Annotated in this window: 10 protein-coding genes; 3 read left to right on the forward strand and 7 right to left on the reverse strand. The window is 34.8% G+C overall.

The features are described 5' to 3' along the window. Window positions 1-176: 176 nt before the first annotated feature. The 5 genes from HHU12_RS00255 to HHU12_RS00275 form a co-directional block, all read right to left on the reverse strand. Window positions 177-1067 (reverse strand): tyrosine-type recombinase/integrase, encoded by an 891-nt coding sequence (locus HHU12_RS00255; RefSeq protein ID WP_169654157.1) that lies wholly within the window; start codon window positions 1065-1067, stop codon window positions 177-179. Between the two features lie 215 nt (window positions 1068-1282). Next, on the reverse strand, window positions 1283-1477 hold the full coding sequence (gene rpsU / locus HHU12_RS00260) for a 30S ribosomal protein S21 (RefSeq protein WP_044203046.1): 195 nt from the start codon (window positions 1475-1477) through the stop codon (window positions 1283-1285). A 134-nt stretch (window positions 1478-1611) separates the two neighbouring features. Next, window positions 1612-2688 carry a potassium channel family protein gene (locus tag HHU12_RS00265; RefSeq protein ID WP_169654158.1) on the reverse strand — a complete coding sequence of 359 codons (1077 nt, stop codon included), beginning with the start codon at window positions 2686-2688 and terminating at the stop codon, window positions 1612-1614. A 202-nt stretch (window positions 2689-2890) separates the two neighbouring features. After that, window positions 2891-3541: a rhomboid family intramembrane serine protease gene (locus HHU12_RS00270; RefSeq protein WP_169654159.1), complete on the reverse strand. Its 651-nt coding sequence runs from the start codon at window positions 3539-3541 to the stop codon at window positions 2891-2893. Continuing rightward, window positions 3528-4511 carry a PhoH family protein gene (locus tag HHU12_RS00275; protein ID WP_044203052.1) on the reverse strand — a complete coding sequence of 328 codons (984 nt, stop codon included), beginning with the start codon at window positions 4509-4511 and terminating at the stop codon, window positions 3528-3530. The genes HHU12_RS00270 and HHU12_RS00275 overlap by 14 nt, the downstream gene beginning before the upstream one ends. 129 nt (window positions 4512-4640) lie before the next feature. Here HHU12_RS00275 and dacB point away from each other — a divergent pair, with 129 nt between their 5' ends. From dacB to HHU12_RS00290, 3 genes are all read left to right on the forward strand, one after another. After that, on the forward strand, window positions 4641-6098 hold the full coding sequence (gene dacB, locus HHU12_RS00280) for a D-alanyl-D-alanine carboxypeptidase/D-alanyl-D-alanine endopeptidase (protein ID WP_169654160.1): 1458 nt from the start codon (window positions 4641-4643) through the stop codon (window positions 6096-6098). A gap of 191 nt (window positions 6099-6289) precedes the next feature. Continuing rightward, the gene (locus HHU12_RS00285) at window positions 6290-9469 is read left to right on the forward strand and encodes a tetratricopeptide repeat protein (protein ID WP_169654161.1); all 3180 of its coding nucleotides are present in this window, start codon (window positions 6290-6292) and stop codon (window positions 9467-9469) included. 90 nt (window positions 9470-9559) lie between these two features. After that, window positions 9560-10717: a hypothetical protein gene (locus HHU12_RS00290; RefSeq protein WP_169654162.1), complete on the forward strand. Its 1158-nt coding sequence runs from the start codon at window positions 9560-9562 to the stop codon at window positions 10715-10717. Here the strand turns inward: HHU12_RS00290 and HHU12_RS00295 are convergent. Next, complete coding sequence (locus tag HHU12_RS00295; RefSeq protein ID WP_169654163.1) at window positions 10647-12719, reverse strand: hypothetical protein; 2073 nt, start codon at window positions 12717-12719, stop codon at window positions 10647-10649. The genes HHU12_RS00290 and HHU12_RS00295 overlap by 71 nt on opposite strands. A 61-nt stretch (window positions 12720-12780) precedes the next feature. After that, window positions 12781-18099: a putative type IX secretion system sortase PorU2 gene (gene porU2 / locus HHU12_RS00300; protein WP_169654164.1), complete on the reverse strand. Its 5319-nt coding sequence runs from the start codon at window positions 18097-18099 to the stop codon at window positions 12781-12783. Window positions 18100-18205 lie beyond the last annotated feature (106 nt).

Genomic DNA, 18205 nt, shown 5'->3' on the forward strand with positions numbered 1-18205 from the left:
TATGTGTTATGAAAAATTTTTTAACTGTGAAAAGATGCTGTACATTTTCTCATTTGTACAAAACATTGTGTCAGATAACACCCTGCTAAAAGTATTAATTTTACCGTTTATCTTATAATCTATATTACGGCTTTTTTCCAACTTGGTTGTATGAATTTACAACATTTTTTCAGAAGTCAAACCCTTTTTTTCTTTGCTCTAGGGTGGGCTTGAGCGTGTACTTTTTTCATTCTTTGGAGCGAAGAATGCGTATATATCTGAGTGGCAGAAAGATTGGCATGTCCAAGGAGTTCTTTTACGTCATTTAAGGCAGCTCCTTTTTCTAAAATATTTGTTGCAAAAGAATGTCTTAAAATATGTGGACTTTTTTTTCCTGCTGTTGTATTCAACTCCAAGTAGTGCTTTACAATGCTGTAAAGCTGACTGTACTTCAAGGTGGCACCGTCTTGAAGTAGGAATAGATCGGGGTTTTGATGTTCTTTTCTATTGCTAAGGTAAATTTTAAGTTGTTGTACTAAAACCGCGTGCAATGGAACGATTCGTTCCTTATCACGTTTTCCTAAGACCTTTACAGTATTTTTATAAAAGTCCAGGTCATTGACTTGTATGCTTAATAACTCATTTGCTCTTAGTCCGGTTCCATAGAGGAACTCAAAAATCAGTTTATCCCTGATTCCTTCAAAAGAGTCGTCAAAAACTTCACCATTGAGCATGTTGTCCATTTCTTGTGGCTTTACATACTGCGGTATCCTTTTTGAGGTTTTTAAAACATGTACAGTCTTGGCAGGGTCAATGTCTATAATTCCACACTGTTTTAAATACTTGTAGAAACTTTTCAGCGAAGTGCTTTTCCGATTAATACTTCTAGGACTTAAATCAGCTTCCATTAGTGAAGCTATCCAAACTCTCACTTCTGCTTTAGTGGCATTTTCGAGTAATACGTCTTTGTCTTCCTCCTGTAAGAAAGATAGGAATTGTTCTAAGTCAATTCTATAGGCAGTGAGTGTGTGGGAACTTACTTTCTTTTCAAATTCTAAATAGGTTAAAAAAGATTGGAGTTTTGTCATATAAATTGTACCTGCTGTTCGTTCTCTTCGGAGCTCTATTCTATTTAAATTATGAATCTCAAAATATTAAATTACTATTACTCTATACACTATAATATCTCGAAGAGTACTTGTGTCTAAATTACACTTAAAATTTAGAATTTGAAAATTTTTCCATACAAAAAGCCCATCAATTCTAAAATTGATGGGCTTTTATTGAGAACTCAAAAAAGAGATTAAGCACCTTGCTCAGTTCTCATTTTGATTTTGTAAGCTGTTTTGATAGCTTTTTTACGGTCAGCTACTGATTGCTTCTCATAGTAAGCACGTGCACGTAATTGACGTAATACTTTTGTTCTCTCAAATTTCTTTTTGAAACGCTTAAGAGCACGGTCGATAGACTCGTTATCTTTTACTTTAATTTCGATCATTATATTTTCCTTTTAATAAGGTTTTTTCAAATTCAATTCATGATTTCGGATCGCAAATATAATCAAGTTTTATAAAAAAGGAAAATGATTTGCAAAAATAATCGAGAAGATTTCTAAATGATTCTTATTGATTGTCAATCTTGTAGTACTAGAATTTCCCTTTCAATCTCCTTCCATGAGAAGTTGGAATAAGTAGCAATCGACAATAAATCCCCTTTATTCAGTACAGTTTCGGGATTTGGACAGGCATCTGTCTTCCCATTTTGTATTAAAGCGATAACATTACACTGCTGTTTTAAGCTTACACTCGCCTTCATTATTTTTAACTGAAGATCCATCCAATTCATACCTTCCAGCCTGTTTATTTCCACTGTAACAGGGTTTGCACCTTTAGTATTGTAAAGCAAATCTTCTACAACCATAGCAGAATAAGGGTCCTGACATTCTTGTACAATGGCTAATACTGATAAATCAGCGTTGATATAAGTAGCATTATTATCTTCGAACATCCATGTGTTTGCTTTTTCTACTAATACAAAAAGAACCCTTGTCCCTTCAGTCACAAAACGTTCCAGCAGATCGACAGTGGTTTTTGTAGCGCCGTCGGCAGAAGAATTATCTTGTGCATTAGGGAATACAATAATGGTTTTGTTCTGATTGATGTTGGCATTTAGATAAGTACTCTTTTGTAAAGGGCATCCCTTAACAAAGTGAATATTTGGTATTTCTTGAATCTCGAGGGGCAATGCTTCTATGTTATTATCCACAAAACAGATCCCGACATCTTTTTCAATAGCTCTTAATTCTTCAATAAAATTTTTAGCGATGGATGTGGCAGGGAAGTTAAAAATTACATACCCATCATTAAATGGATTTTTCATATAGCCTAATTTCTTTTGTGTTTTGTGATATTCTTTATAATCAAATACAGCACTGAACATTGCTCCAACAAATGCAATACTCACAGTACTAAGGGTCATTGTAATAATACGTCCGAATAATGTTTCTGCAGGACGGTTACCATACCCAACAGTTGTGGCGGTTTGCCAAGTCTGCCAGATGGCTTCATTCCATGAAACAGCTTCAACATATTTAAATAAAATAGCGAACAGAACATTGATCATTAAAGTGTAAAGAATGATACGCTTCAACCTCCCAAATTCTGCACTACCTCTGTGGAGACTGAATCTCCGAAATAAGTTGAAAATCATATTAAGGTTTTATTGTCGTTTGATGTTATAAAAATGAGGTGTTACATAACACCTTGTTTCAGCCTGCTTAATTTTAAAATATTAGAGTACTTGAAAAAATAGATACAGGTACCTAAATATAATACAGAAGATTGATGAAAAAATAATTTGTAATTATAAGATTGTTTTAAAAAAGGTTAACTGTACCTGTCAATTAGATCAATCAGTCCTTTTCCTTATAATTATACCTAAATTCTTTATTCTCTAAGTTTCTATAACCTTCATAAGAAAAATCATCTTCTACTTCTAGTGTTTGCTTTCTAGAGAATTCAGTTTCTACATGCCTGTAATAATAAGCCATCACACAGCCTACAATAAAACCTGACAGGTGTGACTCCCATGAGATGCCTTCTTCGTTAGGCACTAAGCCTACCAGCATACCATGATTAAGCACTGCAATACAAAGTGAGATAATTAAGGAACCGGGGTTTTTCTGAAATATACCTATAAAGAACAAAAACGAGGCAATGCCATAGATCACACCGCTTGCTCCAATATGAAAAGAAGGCCTGGCAAAAAGCCATACCATAATACCGGTATAAAGTGTCAACTGTCTTAAAACCCTTGAGGCGATCTTCGGAATAAAGAAATAAAGGGAAAAACAGAGGATGGCAAATGAGACGGTATTGGAAAAAAGATGTTTGAAGCCTCCATGAATGAAGGGATGAAAAAATATACCGAAAATGCCGAGGCGGTTTCTTGGGTAAATACCAAAATGAAAAAGATCGACTCCTAAAGACCATTCAATACTCTTTAGGAGCCATGCTATAGCTATTAATAATAAGGTTATTTTTGCACCTTTATTTATTGTCATTCTTAGCACTCTCTTTTTCTTCTTTTTTTCTATCTTCTACTTTTTTATAAGCAGAAATAATACTTTTCACTAATCGGTGTCGAACTACATCCTTTTGCGTCAGGTGCATTACTTTAATGCCAGGCACATTGGAAAGGATTCTTGAAGCAGTCACTAAACCTGATCTTTGTCTTGGAGGCAAGTCAATCTGAGATTCATCACCCGTGATCACCATTTTTGAGTCAGGTCCTAAACGTGTCAGCAACATTTTCATTTGCATCTCCGTTGTGTTTTGTGCTTCATCTAACAATACAAACGCGTTAGAAAGTGTTCTACCTCTCATATAAGCCAAAGGTGCAATTTCGATGACTCTGTTTTCCATGTAGAACTTTAATTTTTCTGATGGAATCATGTCGTCCAATGCATCATAGATTGGTCTTAAATAAGGATCAACTTTATCTTTCAAGTCACCCGGTAAGAAACCAAGACTTTCTCCAGCCTCTACTGCAGGTCTGGAAATGATAATACGTTTTACCTGCTTGTTTTTAAGTGCTTTTACTGCCAAAGCGGTAGCTACATAAGTTTTACCAGTACCGGCAGGCCCAAGTGCAAAAACAAGGTCGTTTTTCTTGATGGCATTGACTAGTTTCTGCTGATTGCTTGTTTTAGGACGGATGGCAATTCCTTTTGCTCCGTAAAGTAATATTTCATCTTTAATGTCCTCATCATGCAGGTCTGCGTTCATTTCCACATAATCCAAGACATTATCTACAGTCACTTTTCCAAATTTCTTATAATGAATGAGTAATTCATTGATGGCTTTGTGTACCTTGATAATTTCAGCACTCGTACCTTGTATACGAATCTCATTTCCTCTCGCTATGATTTTACTATGAGGGAAAGCTGTTGATAATTCTTTGATATTACTGTTGTCAACACCTAAAAAGTCAACCAAAGTAACATCTTCTAATGGAATTACTTTTTCTATCAAATGTTTATGTATTTAATTTTTACGTTTTTTCTATTTAATCGACGCTGTTATGGTAACAAATAAATAGTTTATACTAACTTGTTTCTATGGTCAAATTTACCTAGAATTTGCGAGATAAACGAAGTAAACATGAATACTAATCTAATTAAATCATCCTTTCTCACAGTCAGTAAGATATTATTTTTTAGTGTAATTCTCCAATTTTTATTTTTACAAGTAAACGCACAGACAAAAAATAAAATGCTGGAGGGAGAATTCCAGAAGTTTTTAGAGCATGAATGGATGAAAGGAGCCTCTGTTTCTTTTCATGTCAAATCAATTAAAGGCAATAAATTTGAATACGGTTATGATGCAGAGAGAGCATTAACGCCCGCTTCAATTACGAAATTACTAACGACTTCAGCTGGACTTTTTCAATTGGGAGAGGATTTTAGATTCAAAACTAAGATAAGCTATACAGGTGATTTTAAGGATGGTGTGTTGGATGGAAACCTTATTATTCATGGGGGAGGAGATCCTACGCTTACATTATTATCGTTGGATAGTGCTGTGAAAGCATCCTTTCCATCTCTGAAAGAAATTAAGGGCGGAATAATAGCAGATGCTTCTTTATATGGTACTAGAACTACGCCTCCTAATTGGGTTTGGGAAGATTTAGGTAATTATTACGGAGTAGGTGCGGCGTCATTGAATATTAATGATAATATGTTTAAGCTGTACTTGAAAACAGGTGCGACGGGTGCCGTTGCCTCCATCAATAAAGTGGAACCGCATCCGCCTTACCTTCATATCACCTCTGAAGTGACTGCAGGAAAAAAAGGGACAGGTGATAATTCATTTTTATTTTCTGCCCCATATTCCGACCGTCATATTATAAGAGGGACGCTACCTCCTCACCGTTCTAACTTCAGAGTGAAAGGTGGTGTGACTGATCCGGATTATCATGCCGTTTGGTTATTAGCAGATACATTATCTTCTCAAGGGATTGTGGTCAGCAAGGAAAATTTGAAAGTAGAGTACCAAAAGGAAAACGTACCAACTTCTAAAGTGGCAGGAGAGATTAATTCTAAGCCTCTTTCTTGGATAATTAATAGAACAAATAAAAAAAGTATCAATCTATATGCGGAATCCATTGCAAAGTACGTTAGTAATGAGAAGACGAGGTCTATTGTTGCAGACAGTATCACTTCCACACTTCTAAATGAGTTGTCTACGATCGGTGTTACTACCGACGGAATTTATTTGGAGGATGGTAGCGGACTCTCTCCGTTTGATGCTTTTTCTGCCTCACATATGACGTCAGTTTTGGAAAAAATTTATAGTGCTCCTCAATATAAAACTTTTTACAACTCCCTGGCTGTGACGGGAATCTCAGGAACATTGAAGTATTTTTGCCGTAACAATCAGGCAAAAGGAAAGGTTCATGGCAAGAGCGGTTCAATGAGGAGAGTGAGAAGCTATGCGGGCTATATCAAGACAAACGGTGGAGATGAGCTTGCATTTACGATTATCGTCAACAACTTCTCATGTAAAAGTAAAGTGGTCAGAAAGGCAATGGAACCCCTGTTTGATGTATTAGTAAAATAGGATTATTCTAATATTTAATTGAATATACGCGTATTTTTTACAAATAAAATTTAAGCAAAAGCTTTGTTCATAGGCAAGTAGTTGCGTACATTAGGGAATATTCAGAAAACCGCCTTTATTTTTAATAAGATCACGGCTATTGATTTTTTATATATAGGTATTATCAAGAAGATTTTAGACTAGCGAAGTTTATGTTAACAAAAAAATTAACTCGTTTAATTTTAGTACTTTTTGGATTTCTATTCATCTCCATGCAGTCTTATGCACAAGACATTAATGAGTTGAAATCTCAGATATCAACTCTTCCAAATGGAAGAACGAAAGTTGATAAATTAATCCAGTTAGCCCATTTAGAATTAGACAAAAGTAATTTCACATCAATGCGTGAGAGCATTGATAAAGCTTTAAAGATTTCCGGCGAGGTAAATTATGAACTTGGTCGAGCAAAAGCATTGATGATGTACTCAACGATGCACAAGCTTAGAAGAGATTTTGATGTGGCCATTGACTATGGTCTGAAAGCCATCAAGATCTTCGAACAAGAGAATGAAGACATCCCTTTATACGACGCTTATGGCGAGATGTGTTTCTTGTATCAGGATTGGGGTATTTATGAAAATGCCATCGATTTCGAAAAGAAAGCATTGCGCGTAGCCGAGCGTATGAATGACCTGGAGCGTCAGACGGAGATTTGGTACCTATTGGGTAACTCTTATCTTTTGTTGAGAAATTATGACGAGGCTCTGGTCTATTTCCGTAAAGGTGCTGAATATTACAAGGGACAATATGCCCTTAACAACAAAAAAGAAGATCTTCAATCCTACAATAATGCCTTGTCTAAAATTGCCTCAATTGAAATGAGAAGAGGTAATTATGAAATAGCAAAAGACGTAAACTTTGAAATCCTTTCGCACAAACAGCTTTTAGGTGATGAAGAAGGTACTCACGTACCTCTAAATGATATTGGATACTGTTTCCAGAAGTTGGGTAAAAGTGATAAAGCACTAAAATACTTCAATGATGCCCTAGCAATCAATAAAAAATATGGTAAGCCTGATGTTCAGAATACGACCCTATTAATTAATATCGGTACATTATCAAATCAAAACTTCCGTCATAATGACGCTTTGAGAGCTTATGACGAAGTATTGAATATCAGAATCAAACAAGGACAACCTGGCCCAATCGCACAAGCGTATTCTTATAAAGCGACTGTATATGAAGGCCGTGGTAGTTTCAGTGAAGCACGTAAATACTTTAATAAATCTTCGGAGTATGCACGTATGGCTGGTGATTATGAGCAATTAGAAAAGAACTACAAGAAAATTGCTCAGAATTATGTGAAAACAAATGATTATAAGAAAGCTTTTCAGGCCATCAGTAGTTTGAACGTACTGAAAGATAGTATCATCGGTGCTGAGCGAAGACGTTTGACGGAGATTACAGAGGCAAGGATTGCAGCGGAGCAAAAGGAAAAAGAAATTGACCTTTTGATCATGGACCAGAAAGTGACTGAGGCTCAAATGAAAAAGCTGGAAGAGGAAAATGCCCGTAAGGCAAAAGACCTTGAGCTTTTACAGCAACAACAATCGATCAAGGAATTTGAGTTAAAGCAAAATGAACTTGAGAAAGATAAAAAAGCACAGGAACTTCTAATCACACTAAATGCTCTTGAAGCTGAAAAGAAAGCAAAAGAGATTGATCAACTGGTAAAAACGAAGAAACTGAATGAATTAAGAATTCAGGAAACTGAAATCCGTAACACTCAGAAGGAACAAGAATTAGAACTTCTTGAACGTGAAAAAGAATTACAAGACAGTAAGATCAAAGAGGCGGAGACCATGCGTAAGGTATACATCATTATGATGGTATTACTCTTTGTGGTTATTGGTGTGATTGTAACGGGTTATATTCAAAACAGAAGTAAAAACAAGAAACTCGCAAATAAAAACGATGAGATTTTAGGCCAGAAAATGGAGATCGAGAAGCAAAGAGATGCTCTTGAATCTGCTAAAACTCAAATCGAAAAAGCGTATGATAATATCCAAGTCTTATCGGAATTCGGTCAGAAAATTACCGCTATTCTAGATTTGGAATCAATTAACTGGACTGCTTATGCTTATGTAAATACACTAATGGATGCTGCTGTGTTTGGTATTGGTATTTACAGAGAGAAGTATGATAAGATTGAGTACATCAACTTCCTTGAAAATGGTTTGAGCTTACCGTTGTTCAGTTATGATATGGACAAGAAAAATAGCCTTTCTGTATTGTGCTATAAATCAAGTGAGGAAATTGTAATCAATGACTATGAAAACGAAGTAGATAACTTCTTAAGAGAAACACCTGATTTTAAAACATCAGAAATACCGAAGTCATTGGTTTACTTGCCATTGATCACAGAAAAATCTCTTGGTGTACTTACTGTACAGAGTTATGACAGAAATGCATACTCAAGAAACGAATTGAACATTTTAAGAACACTAGCTTCTTATGTTGCAATTGCCTTGACCAATGCGAATGCTTATCAGGAAATTGAAAACCAGAACAAACATATTACAGACAGTATTCGATACGCTCAAACGATCCAAAGAGCCATTCTTCCTTCCAATGCGAAGATGCAGACAGGACTTTTGGAGAACTTCATTTTCTTCAAACCGAAGGATATTGTATCGGGTGACTTCTACTGGTTCTCGAAAATAGACGAAAGAAAAGAAAACCTAGCATCTGTTAACTTCTCGAAAACAGATGTAGCTGAAAGAATATTTATTGCAGCATTAGACTGTACAGGTCACGGTGTACCGGGTGGTTTCATGTCCATGATTGGTAACACATTGCTGAACGAGATCATCAATCAGAAACAAGTTTATGATCCGGCTAAAATTCTTGACATGCTGAACGAAGGTGTAATTGACGCCCTTCATCAGGAAAACAAGAGTAATGATGACGGTATGGATGTTTGTTTATTGATGATTGAAAGAACATTGACTGGCGAAGATAGAATTGTGTTCTCTGGAGCGAAGAGACCACTTTATGTAATGGAGCCGGGAAGTACTGAGATGTTGGAATACAAAGGTGATAACAAATCAATTGGTGGTGTTCATAAGAGAAAATCATCAAAAATCAGCTTCTCTAACACTGTGATTGAGGTAGTGAAAGGATCGTCAGTTTACTTAACTACGGATGGTCTTCAAGACCAAAACAACAAACACGGTAAGAAGTTTGGTAAGATCAGATTGATAGATATGTTGGCTGAAAATGCGGATAAACCTATGCTTGAACAAAAATCAGCATTAGAAAAAGCATTGGATGAACATATGGGTATTATTCCTCAACGTGATGATATTACGATTTTGGGATTGAGACTATAATATAATCTCATCTTGAAAAAAAATATATTAATAAAGTACCTTAGCAATAGGGTACTTTTTTTATTTGACTAGAGGTAAGATAAATTGAAATTGATAGACTTTTTAAATTCTAGAAAGGTAGGCTATACTGTTGTCAGTGTCATGTATGTGATATTGTCAATGGTGATTTATGATAAATATGGAGTAAAGGTTGTCACAGATTCAGGAAGATATTTAGAGTCATCAGAAAATGTATTTGAATTAATTAAGTATCAAGGGCATAATTTCTGGTATTTAGGATATATATTATTCTTGTTTGTACTGCGTTCAATTTATGATAACCTGCATTTTGTAATTGCTATTCAATACATTCTATCTTTTGCTTCAGTATTATTATTGTTTGAGTCTTTATTTATCATTACAAAACGATATAAAATTTCAACTATTCTCGCTGTTATTTATATCCTTAATTTGGAAGTGATTAGTTGGAACTCCTATATACTATGTGAGAGTTTTTACATTTCCTGCATTATTACTTTAATCTATTTCTATCTTAATCTATCCGAAAAATGGAGTAGGTTACTTCTTACTGTTTGTATTCTATTTTCAATATTTGTTGTCTTTATAAAGCCTACAGGTGTATCTGTTTTGATCGCAATAGTTGTTTTATACTGGAATGTTTTATCGAAAAATAAAGCTTATCAAAAATATAAATTACTATTAATTCCTTTCTTGCTGTTAGGAATTATAGCTTTGATAAAATATATGCTTTTGACCTTCGAAGTTCCGTCAGATTATATAAAAGGAGATATTATATATAATATATCTGCTTACACTTCAGTACTATCTAAATACCCTTACCTCAAACAAACTTCTGATTCTCTTTTAGTATTGGATGATATGAAAGGAGATACATTGACTGAAATAATTCAATTTATAAGATTCAATTTTTTATTCTGGATCAAGTTATTTTTCATCAAAGTCTTCTTCTTTGGGTCTCATGTAAGGCCTTATTGGTCCTTAGTACATAACATGAATTCCATCATTATTCTTCTCCCTATTTATTCTTTAATAGTAGTAGCTTTTTTTAAAGGGAAACTCAAAAATACTATTAGTAGAGTGATGATTTCTTTTATACTCTGTAATGCTGTGATTGTAGGTTGTACAGTTGTCGATTGGGACGGACGGTTTTTCATGCCTATTTATCCTGTGTTACTATTACTTTCTTCTTTTTTTTGGAAGGTATCTCTGAAATCGTCAACTCATTAAACACAAGTGGTTGTTTTCTTCTTTTTTGAGCATTTATTTTTTCAGATAATCGGTCTATAATAAAAGGTGATTGTTTAAAAGATCTTTCCGCAAATAAGTATAGTGAGTCACGACTATGATTTGGGATTTTAAAATTCATACTCAATCTCCCCCGTTTTTCACTGAGTACATCATACTCATTTAGGTGTTCTATTCCTGAAATTCTTTTTGTTCCCTGATATAATACTAATTTGTCAAAAATAAGGCTGTCCTGATGAAAATGATAAAGCCATATATTAAGTTGATATACTTTAGTAGTATCTAAAATATCCATAGGAATTGAAGCAATTTTCCCTTTGAAAAAGGCATCTACAGTCCACCCTTTTTTTATTTCATTCCTGATATGATACAAGCTGTTTTGTGATAAAGAATCAACATACAAAGCATTATCTCTTATAGAGTCTAAAGAAACAGGCTGGGGAATCAGTTTATTCAGCTTACATGAATAAACAGCGTGGTTGAATATTTGGGTAGGTTTATATTGTTCTTTCAGAGTATCTCCTAAAATAATGACTTCTTCATCAGGATTGATATAATTTAGAATAGAAGGCTTTTTTGGCTTTATAAAAGGAATAGTAAATTGTTTTTGAATATTTCTCTCCTCAAGACTGGGCCTTGATAAATAATTATTGATGGGAGAGATACCGAATTTATAGGCAAGTTGATATTGTAAATCGGCTAGTTGGTCTAGGTGAACAGTAGTATCGGCATGAATAATAATGGAGGAAGTGAGATTGGTGTTTATTTGATCTTCGAAATCATATAATTGAAGATTGAAAACATTTTTATCGTACTGAATTTCACCTTCAACTTTTGCCATAAAATAGATTGATTCTAAAAGTCCCAAACAAAGTATGGTAAGGAGGATTTTTTTATTGAGGAAGGTATAAGAAACCCGTATAACTCCAACAGAAATAATAAAATAGGAAACCCACCCGAACCTTTGTAAATCACGAAGTTGCTGTAGTTCTGGTAATAATTCTAATACAAAAGAAAATCGGAGAAATACAGAAGTGCCATAAACGATAAAAATAAAACCCACAATGAAAAAGGGAAGTGCAGGTTTTAACTTCACTTTTTTGAAATAAATAAAAGCAAGTAATACTAGACTATAAAACCAGAAATTGAACAGTAAACTTTCATGTATTGAAACTTCATCCCTAAGCGTAAAAGGAGAAATTCTATCAAGATTTATGATGTAATCAAATAACCCTGAAGGACGCTGACTCCTCCATAAATTGGTATCTGTGAAATATACTGCTGAAGTAAAGATCAGAGTAGGTATGATCCCCAACGCAGAATAAATGAAATGCTTATTTTTATTGAGGATGCTTTCGGTGATAAAATAAAATATGGTTAAGCCTGAAAATAATGTCCCCACATAGCCATGTAAGAAATAACCTCCAATGTTGATAAGGAAAATGATGAGGCTATTCTGTCTTTTTTTATTCTTGAAAGTAATGATATAATAAACCAAACATGGCATTAGTCCTATGAAAACTAAACCAAAGTGTAGGAGAATTCTACTATTAGAAGGAGTGCCTAAAGTGAGCAGTAAACTTGATAATACAGCAGTAGTTCTATCTATTTTATAAACACGAAATATCTTGTAGGAATAGGTATACCCTATAAAAAATACAGCAAGCATTTCTAGATGTAAAATACCAATACTGTAATCTGAAATGTCAACAAAATATTTAGAGATAAAGTGATTGATACTACTTAGTAATACCACTGAATCTGTATATAAAATAGATTCTCCAAAAGGGAAGTTGATATTTTCTAGATTGCCATATTTTGATACGAAAGCATATAAAAAATAATTTTTTAAGGCATCACCACCTTTGAATAATAAAAAGTGATTGGGTGAAGTGATGATTTTTTGAAGGAGGAAAAAAAGGACACAACTAAGCGTTAAAAGTCCAGTGGAAAAGTGAGTTTGTTTGTTGATTGTCTCTTTCATCCTAAAAAATATTCAACCTGTTTTATATCAAAACTCAAGATCTAGAATTGAGATTGATGATTTACTTCAGAAGGTATAGTTTACCAATATTGTGCTTAAACAGGTTGTCTTTACTAGTATTTCTATGCTGATATTCTCCACTGTTTTTTTGAGGTATAATTACTCTATAAAGGTAGACTCCATTGGCCAATTGATCCCCGAATTCATCTCTACCGTCCCAAGCGTATTCGGAAATATTAGTACCCACTCTTATTGGGCCGAGTTCATCCTGGAAAATCTCTTTGACAACTCTACCAGTAACCGTCATAATTTGAATTTTTATTTGATCGGGTACTTCAATTCCTGTGACTTGGAAAACAAATCGTACTTTATCAGAAAAAGGATTAGGATAAGGGTAGAAATTGGTAATAGTGGATTCTTTGCTAATTTCAAATTTCATCTGTAAATAAGGTCTTTGATTTGCAGATTCCACAGATCCATTGCCAGCACCATTTCCTGTTACATCCCTACCTTCAATTTGCAAGGTGTAAATACCATCTTTAATATTTCCATCAATATCAATGTGATTGGTATTCGCTAGTTGATTCAGCGGTAATGAGGCAATGATGTGATTTTTACTCCCCATATTTTCAAAAGAAAACAAAAGGGAATCTAATACATTGAAACTGTCATCCTCTTCATTTTTAATAGATAAAGTCAATAAATTAGCCAGTGGATCATCGGTGTGATTTTCCAACCTTAGAAATTCATTTTCATCAATAAGACTTATAGAAACTTCTGAAGTAGGAGATACAATGTCTCCGCTTATAATTCTTTGTCCATCGAAAAGTATTTCAACGAGAGGGTTGGTGTTGTCAACGCCTACATTGAATCTAGAATTGACAGAGTTGTTGTTATAAAAATTTTCAAGAAGTTGAATGTCTGGATTTGTAACTAAGGACATAGACACATTTCCGGTAAGTTGATCACCCCATGTATCTGGTTTTATTTTAAAATTATATTCACCTCCTGCAATAAGAGGAGGTATAGTGATTGTATCCGTGATGATCTTATTTTCATTTTTATAAGTAAGTACAGTAGGAACTTCTTCTTTGAAAGATTGTTTTGAAATATTCTTCAATAAGAACTCATATTCGATACCTTGTCCTTGCTGTACTTCTTTTATATCAGTGATATCAGCGATGTCTTTATAAGTCATCACAGCTTCCGGCAATGTGGCATAAGAAACCCTGATATGTTGTAACTGGGATGGAATTCTTGCAGAAGAAGTATCTGTTAAAGTAGTTTTAAGAGTTATGTAATTATAATCGTTGATATCTCTGTCCTTTTCAAAAACTAAGTTCTGCAAATCAAGGCCAGTAGAAGGTGTTTCGCCTTGGAAAGTATATAAATCTTCTGTGATCTGAGATCCATTTTCATTAAAATAGAGCCCCTGTATTGTTGTTGCAATTTCCCCTGAGATGGTACTGAAGTCCATCCATAACCTTTCAAAGAAATTAGTTTTTCCTATCGGTGAAGTGGTCAGAATACCTTGACTTACATCGGGCTGAATAGTGAAGCTTTGATCAAGAAAAGAATTAGTACCAGTGCCTTCAATAGTTTGTCCCTCTGATGGTGAAGCTTTGAACTGTGTCCAAGCTATAAAAGGAACTCCCTGCTCAAGGTTGTAAAGCTTTGCTGTATCAAAACCTGCAATATGCATTGCTTCTTTGTTGAGATAATAGGCTTCATATGCTTCACTGTCGGGATTAGTAGGAACCGATGGGAACTCAAAGTTTCCAGAAGAAAAAGCGAGTACATAATCGCCATCTTTTAAGTTGGAAGTTTTTGGGTCCACGAATAATGAGTTGGGACCAAAGTAGGTAATGGACTCAAAAACCTGAAACTTGGATACAAGAAGGTCACTTGATGCTAATTGAACAGAGGCTTTACTAGGGAAGCCAATACCGCAAAAACGGTTGTTCCATTGATACGCATCAGCGGTAATCACTTCACCTGAACCTTGATCAAAAATCATAAATGTAAGAGAACCATTAGTTCTGCATTCACCATTAATAACCACTTTTTCTCCATTGATGTCTACTTCATAAAAAGTATTTTGTGCTCCTCCTGTTTTGACCGTAATAAATTTATTTTCATTCGGAAATTCCCATGTGACATTACCTGTTTCGCTTCCGTTTTCATCATTTTTAGCAATCAAAGCAGTGAGCTGATTGTCTCTCATCTGATGATAGTTACTTTGACTCCAACCCTCTCCAGAACTATTTGGTATAATGGTAAATGAAATTTTGTTGTAAGGGAATTCCGTTTTACTAGTGGGATTGATGATTCGGGTGCGAGCATAAATGATTGTGGTATCAGAGAGATAGCCCGGTATTAGACTCAAGTTTATGCTATGATGAATAAGCTGTTCAGGTTCTTTAGTAATTTTAATTGGGTTCCCTTGAGAACTGAAAATACTATCTTTTGAAATTTCAATTTCAATCAAATCACCTTCAACTCTTTGTTCAAAAGTATTATCAAATGCATAAAGGTCAATGGTAGAATCGTGTTGAACAGAAAGGTCAAGAGGTTGTATAAAACGGACTGTATTATCAGAGAAAGTTACTCTTACTGAGCCTGTATTATTACCTGTTTCGTTTTCAAGATTGTCTTCAGGAATTACTTCATTTTCACTCAGTATCGTTCCAACTGTAACACTTATAATATTTTCTCCTCCTCCTAATACTTTATCTTCCTCTGAATTGATAAACTCAAATGAAAGTGTATCTGAAAGATAAGTAGCATCAGCACTATCGATTAAAGAATTAAAAGAATCAGCACCATTGCCATATTTTCTTTTTACTTGTAAGTAGATTTTTCTGTCTCCAAGGGCCTTACCAAAATTGTTGACTACTACTTGAACTCTAAATAGATTATCATCTACAGAAAAACCATCACTACTTTGAGGTGTTACAAGGACATTATTATCGGCAATTGCATAATCAGGCTTTGAAGGTGAAATCTTAATAAACGGATCGCCTTGAAGACCTGTTTGTTCTACGATAGCAATATTAGCACTAGAGAAATCATCAGAAAAAGCCAGTTCTTGTGCTAGAAGAATATGATCTCCAATAGGAAGTCCTATTGCCACTTTAAAAGTAGCGTTGTAGAAATCAGTACCATAATTTTCAAGAAGTCTACTATTACCTAAACCACTTTTTGCAACAAATCCAATAGCCCCTTTTTCTGGCGTTTCAATCCAATCTTCCCCCCACGATCTTCGAGTTGTGAAAAGGTTTCCACCTCCACACCCAATCATATTGATAAGCGGATATCTTTCTTGGTTTTGATATCCTTTTGAAGCGTCACTTGCCAAACCAATATCAATATCGGCGTCTTGAGCAGAAGAGTGCCCGTAAAATGTCATTAAAGCTATACCATCATTTACAGCATCAGATACATCTATGGTTTCAATTGCACCGTCGCTTTGTCTACTAATTGTAATAACACTTCCTCCCTCTAAAGTATCCGTAAAAATAGCTGTGTATTGATCAATGACCTTTCTGAAATTTTCTTGCTGAGATAAATCCGCACCACCACTTAAGTGCAAAGCTCGCTTCCTCCAAAGCTCATTAAATTCCAATTGCTCATGCTCTCTTACCTTGTTAAGGTAATCTTCAATGATTTGAGGTGTAAAAGCGGAGATTCTGCCTATGGGTAAAATATTTGCTTCTTTTCCATCAAATCCCATCATATAGGCATTATCTGCGGCAGGATATCCATAGGAAGGGACATAATTAGATGCTCTTCCCCCAGCAGGAGTAATTTCGAAAGGGTCTACTTTGCTGTTTCCATTTCTGTCACCATCATCAAAATCTAAACCTTTGCCCAAAATAAGCACATATTCTAGTTGCCTCGACCGTAATAAATCGATACAGTTTCTGATAGCAATAGGGTTTTGTTCTCCCCATGAGAAAGTATTATAGAGTTTAAGAATATCAGCGGCGTAGGCATTTCTATCGCCTCCCATTCCACTACGTCTATAATCAACATAAGCTTTCACAGGATCAGTTGAATTTTGAGTTGGCTGTCTTAATTCAGGATGTGAAATAATCAAGTAATCATAGGCGAGGTTATTGTCTACAAATTCGAATTCAGCTTTCGCTAAGGAAATTACATTTTTGAATCCGTTGCTATAGTAAAGGTCTACTTTTTGACCATTTGTATTTTCGACGATAGACTGATCCCTTTGGCCTGACCTGTTTTTTTGTAATAAAGCAGGTTGTCTAGGGTTACTGATGTTATAAAAATTACCATTGTTAAGCGGTGCTGAAATAATTTTTTTTGAAGTTGGATATAGCGAAAAAGCAACGTCTATAGGATCTGTTCCAATCCAAGAGTGGGCTTGAGGATAGGTGAGGTTGAAATACAGTACACCCATCTGATTGAAATCAGCCCCTTCTCCATTAAAATTATCGACAAGCAACACAGAAGTGCTTCCATTGGCAAAATCAGTGTCAGATAGTTGTACGCTGATGTTAGTTGTGACATCATATCTGTTGACAGATTGTGTATTTTTACTTGAGGTATTGTCTGCAGAGCTTCCAACACGGAAATCAATATTTGCTGTTCTATAAGAGTAGTTCATTACTCTACTTTCCAATTTGAAATTAGTATCAGAAATACCGCTGTAAAAGTCATTTGTCTTGAGTTGAAAATTGACAATACCCGTTTTGCCTTTATTGTAATAGGTAGACCATGACCTTGGACTTCTAAAAGCAGAACTAAAAGATGTACGGTCTCGGCTAAAAGTATTGGTTGAAGGACCTTGACTTAGTGATCTTCTCAAATCAAAAGCAGCATCTGAAGAATCATCTCTATACATTTCTGTATACCAATGATAATCTACGGTTGTGGCTCCTGTAGGATCAAATGTGTTATCATCATCGAAACGTAATACCTCACCACCAGATAAAGCTGATGAACTTAAAAAATATGCAGCGGTTCTAGAATAAATAGGTTCATAGGGATTGACAAAATCATTGGTATCTCTGAATAGGTGTTTATCTGTTTCTCCATCGTTTGGTTCACCATAAAACTCTATATAATCAGTGTCATCAAGTTTGTTATTTCCATTGACATCGAATATATAAATAGCTACTTCTTCACCTCTTCTAAACATTCTGATCTCAGACAGAAGTGCAGTTGAGACAGGAAAGCCCACTGAGTTTAGGTTGTCATAATCAATTCTGTAAATACCACGCTCTCTTACTTCCATTTTATAGAAAGTAGTATTTCTTGTTTTTTCTCTCCAAGCGTTGATGTCAGCAATAGGAGTTTGAGAAAATACGGAGAGGAGATTTAGAAAAAATAGAGTTACGATGAGTAATAATCGCATTGTAAACGGCAGAATAATGATTTAATAAAAAAGCGTTTTTTAAAATTAACATATTCTCGCAATAATCTACTAATTTCGAGCTGTTGACTGATAATAATTTTAAGGA

Origin of the sequence: Flammeovirga aprica JL-4, assembly GCF_012844305.1 — a bacterium.
Lineage (GTDB): Bacteria > Bacteroidota > Bacteroidia > Cytophagales > Flammeovirgaceae > Flammeovirga > Flammeovirga aprica.

Coding starts and splice junctions, on each gene's coding strand:
- HHU12_RS00285 (WP_169654161.1), top strand. CDS start 6,290: ATGTTAACAAAAAAATTAACTCGTTTAATTTTAGTACTTTTTGGATTT.
- HHU12_RS00255 (WP_169654157.1), bottom strand. CDS start 1,067: ATGACAAAACTCCAATCTTTTTTAACCTATTTAGAATTTGAAAAGAAA.
- dacB (WP_169654160.1), top strand. CDS start 4,641: ATGAATACTAATCTAATTAAATCATCCTTTCTCACAGTCAGTAAGATA.
- rpsU (WP_044203046.1), bottom strand. CDS start 1,477: ATGATCGAAATTAAAGTAAAAGATAACGAGTCTATCGACCGTGCTCTT.
- porU2 (WP_169654164.1), bottom strand. CDS start 18,099: ATGCGATTATTACTCATCGTAACTCTATTTTTTCTAAATCTCCTCTCC.
- HHU12_RS00295 (WP_169654163.1), bottom strand. CDS start 12,719: ATGAAAGAGACAATCAACAAACAAACTCACTTTTCCACTGGACTTTTA.
- HHU12_RS00265 (WP_169654158.1), bottom strand. CDS start 2,688: ATGATTTTCAACTTATTTCGGAGATTCAGTCTCCACAGAGGTAGTGCA.
- HHU12_RS00270 (WP_169654159.1), bottom strand. CDS start 3,541: ATGACAATAAATAAAGGTGCAAAAATAACCTTATTATTAATAGCTATA.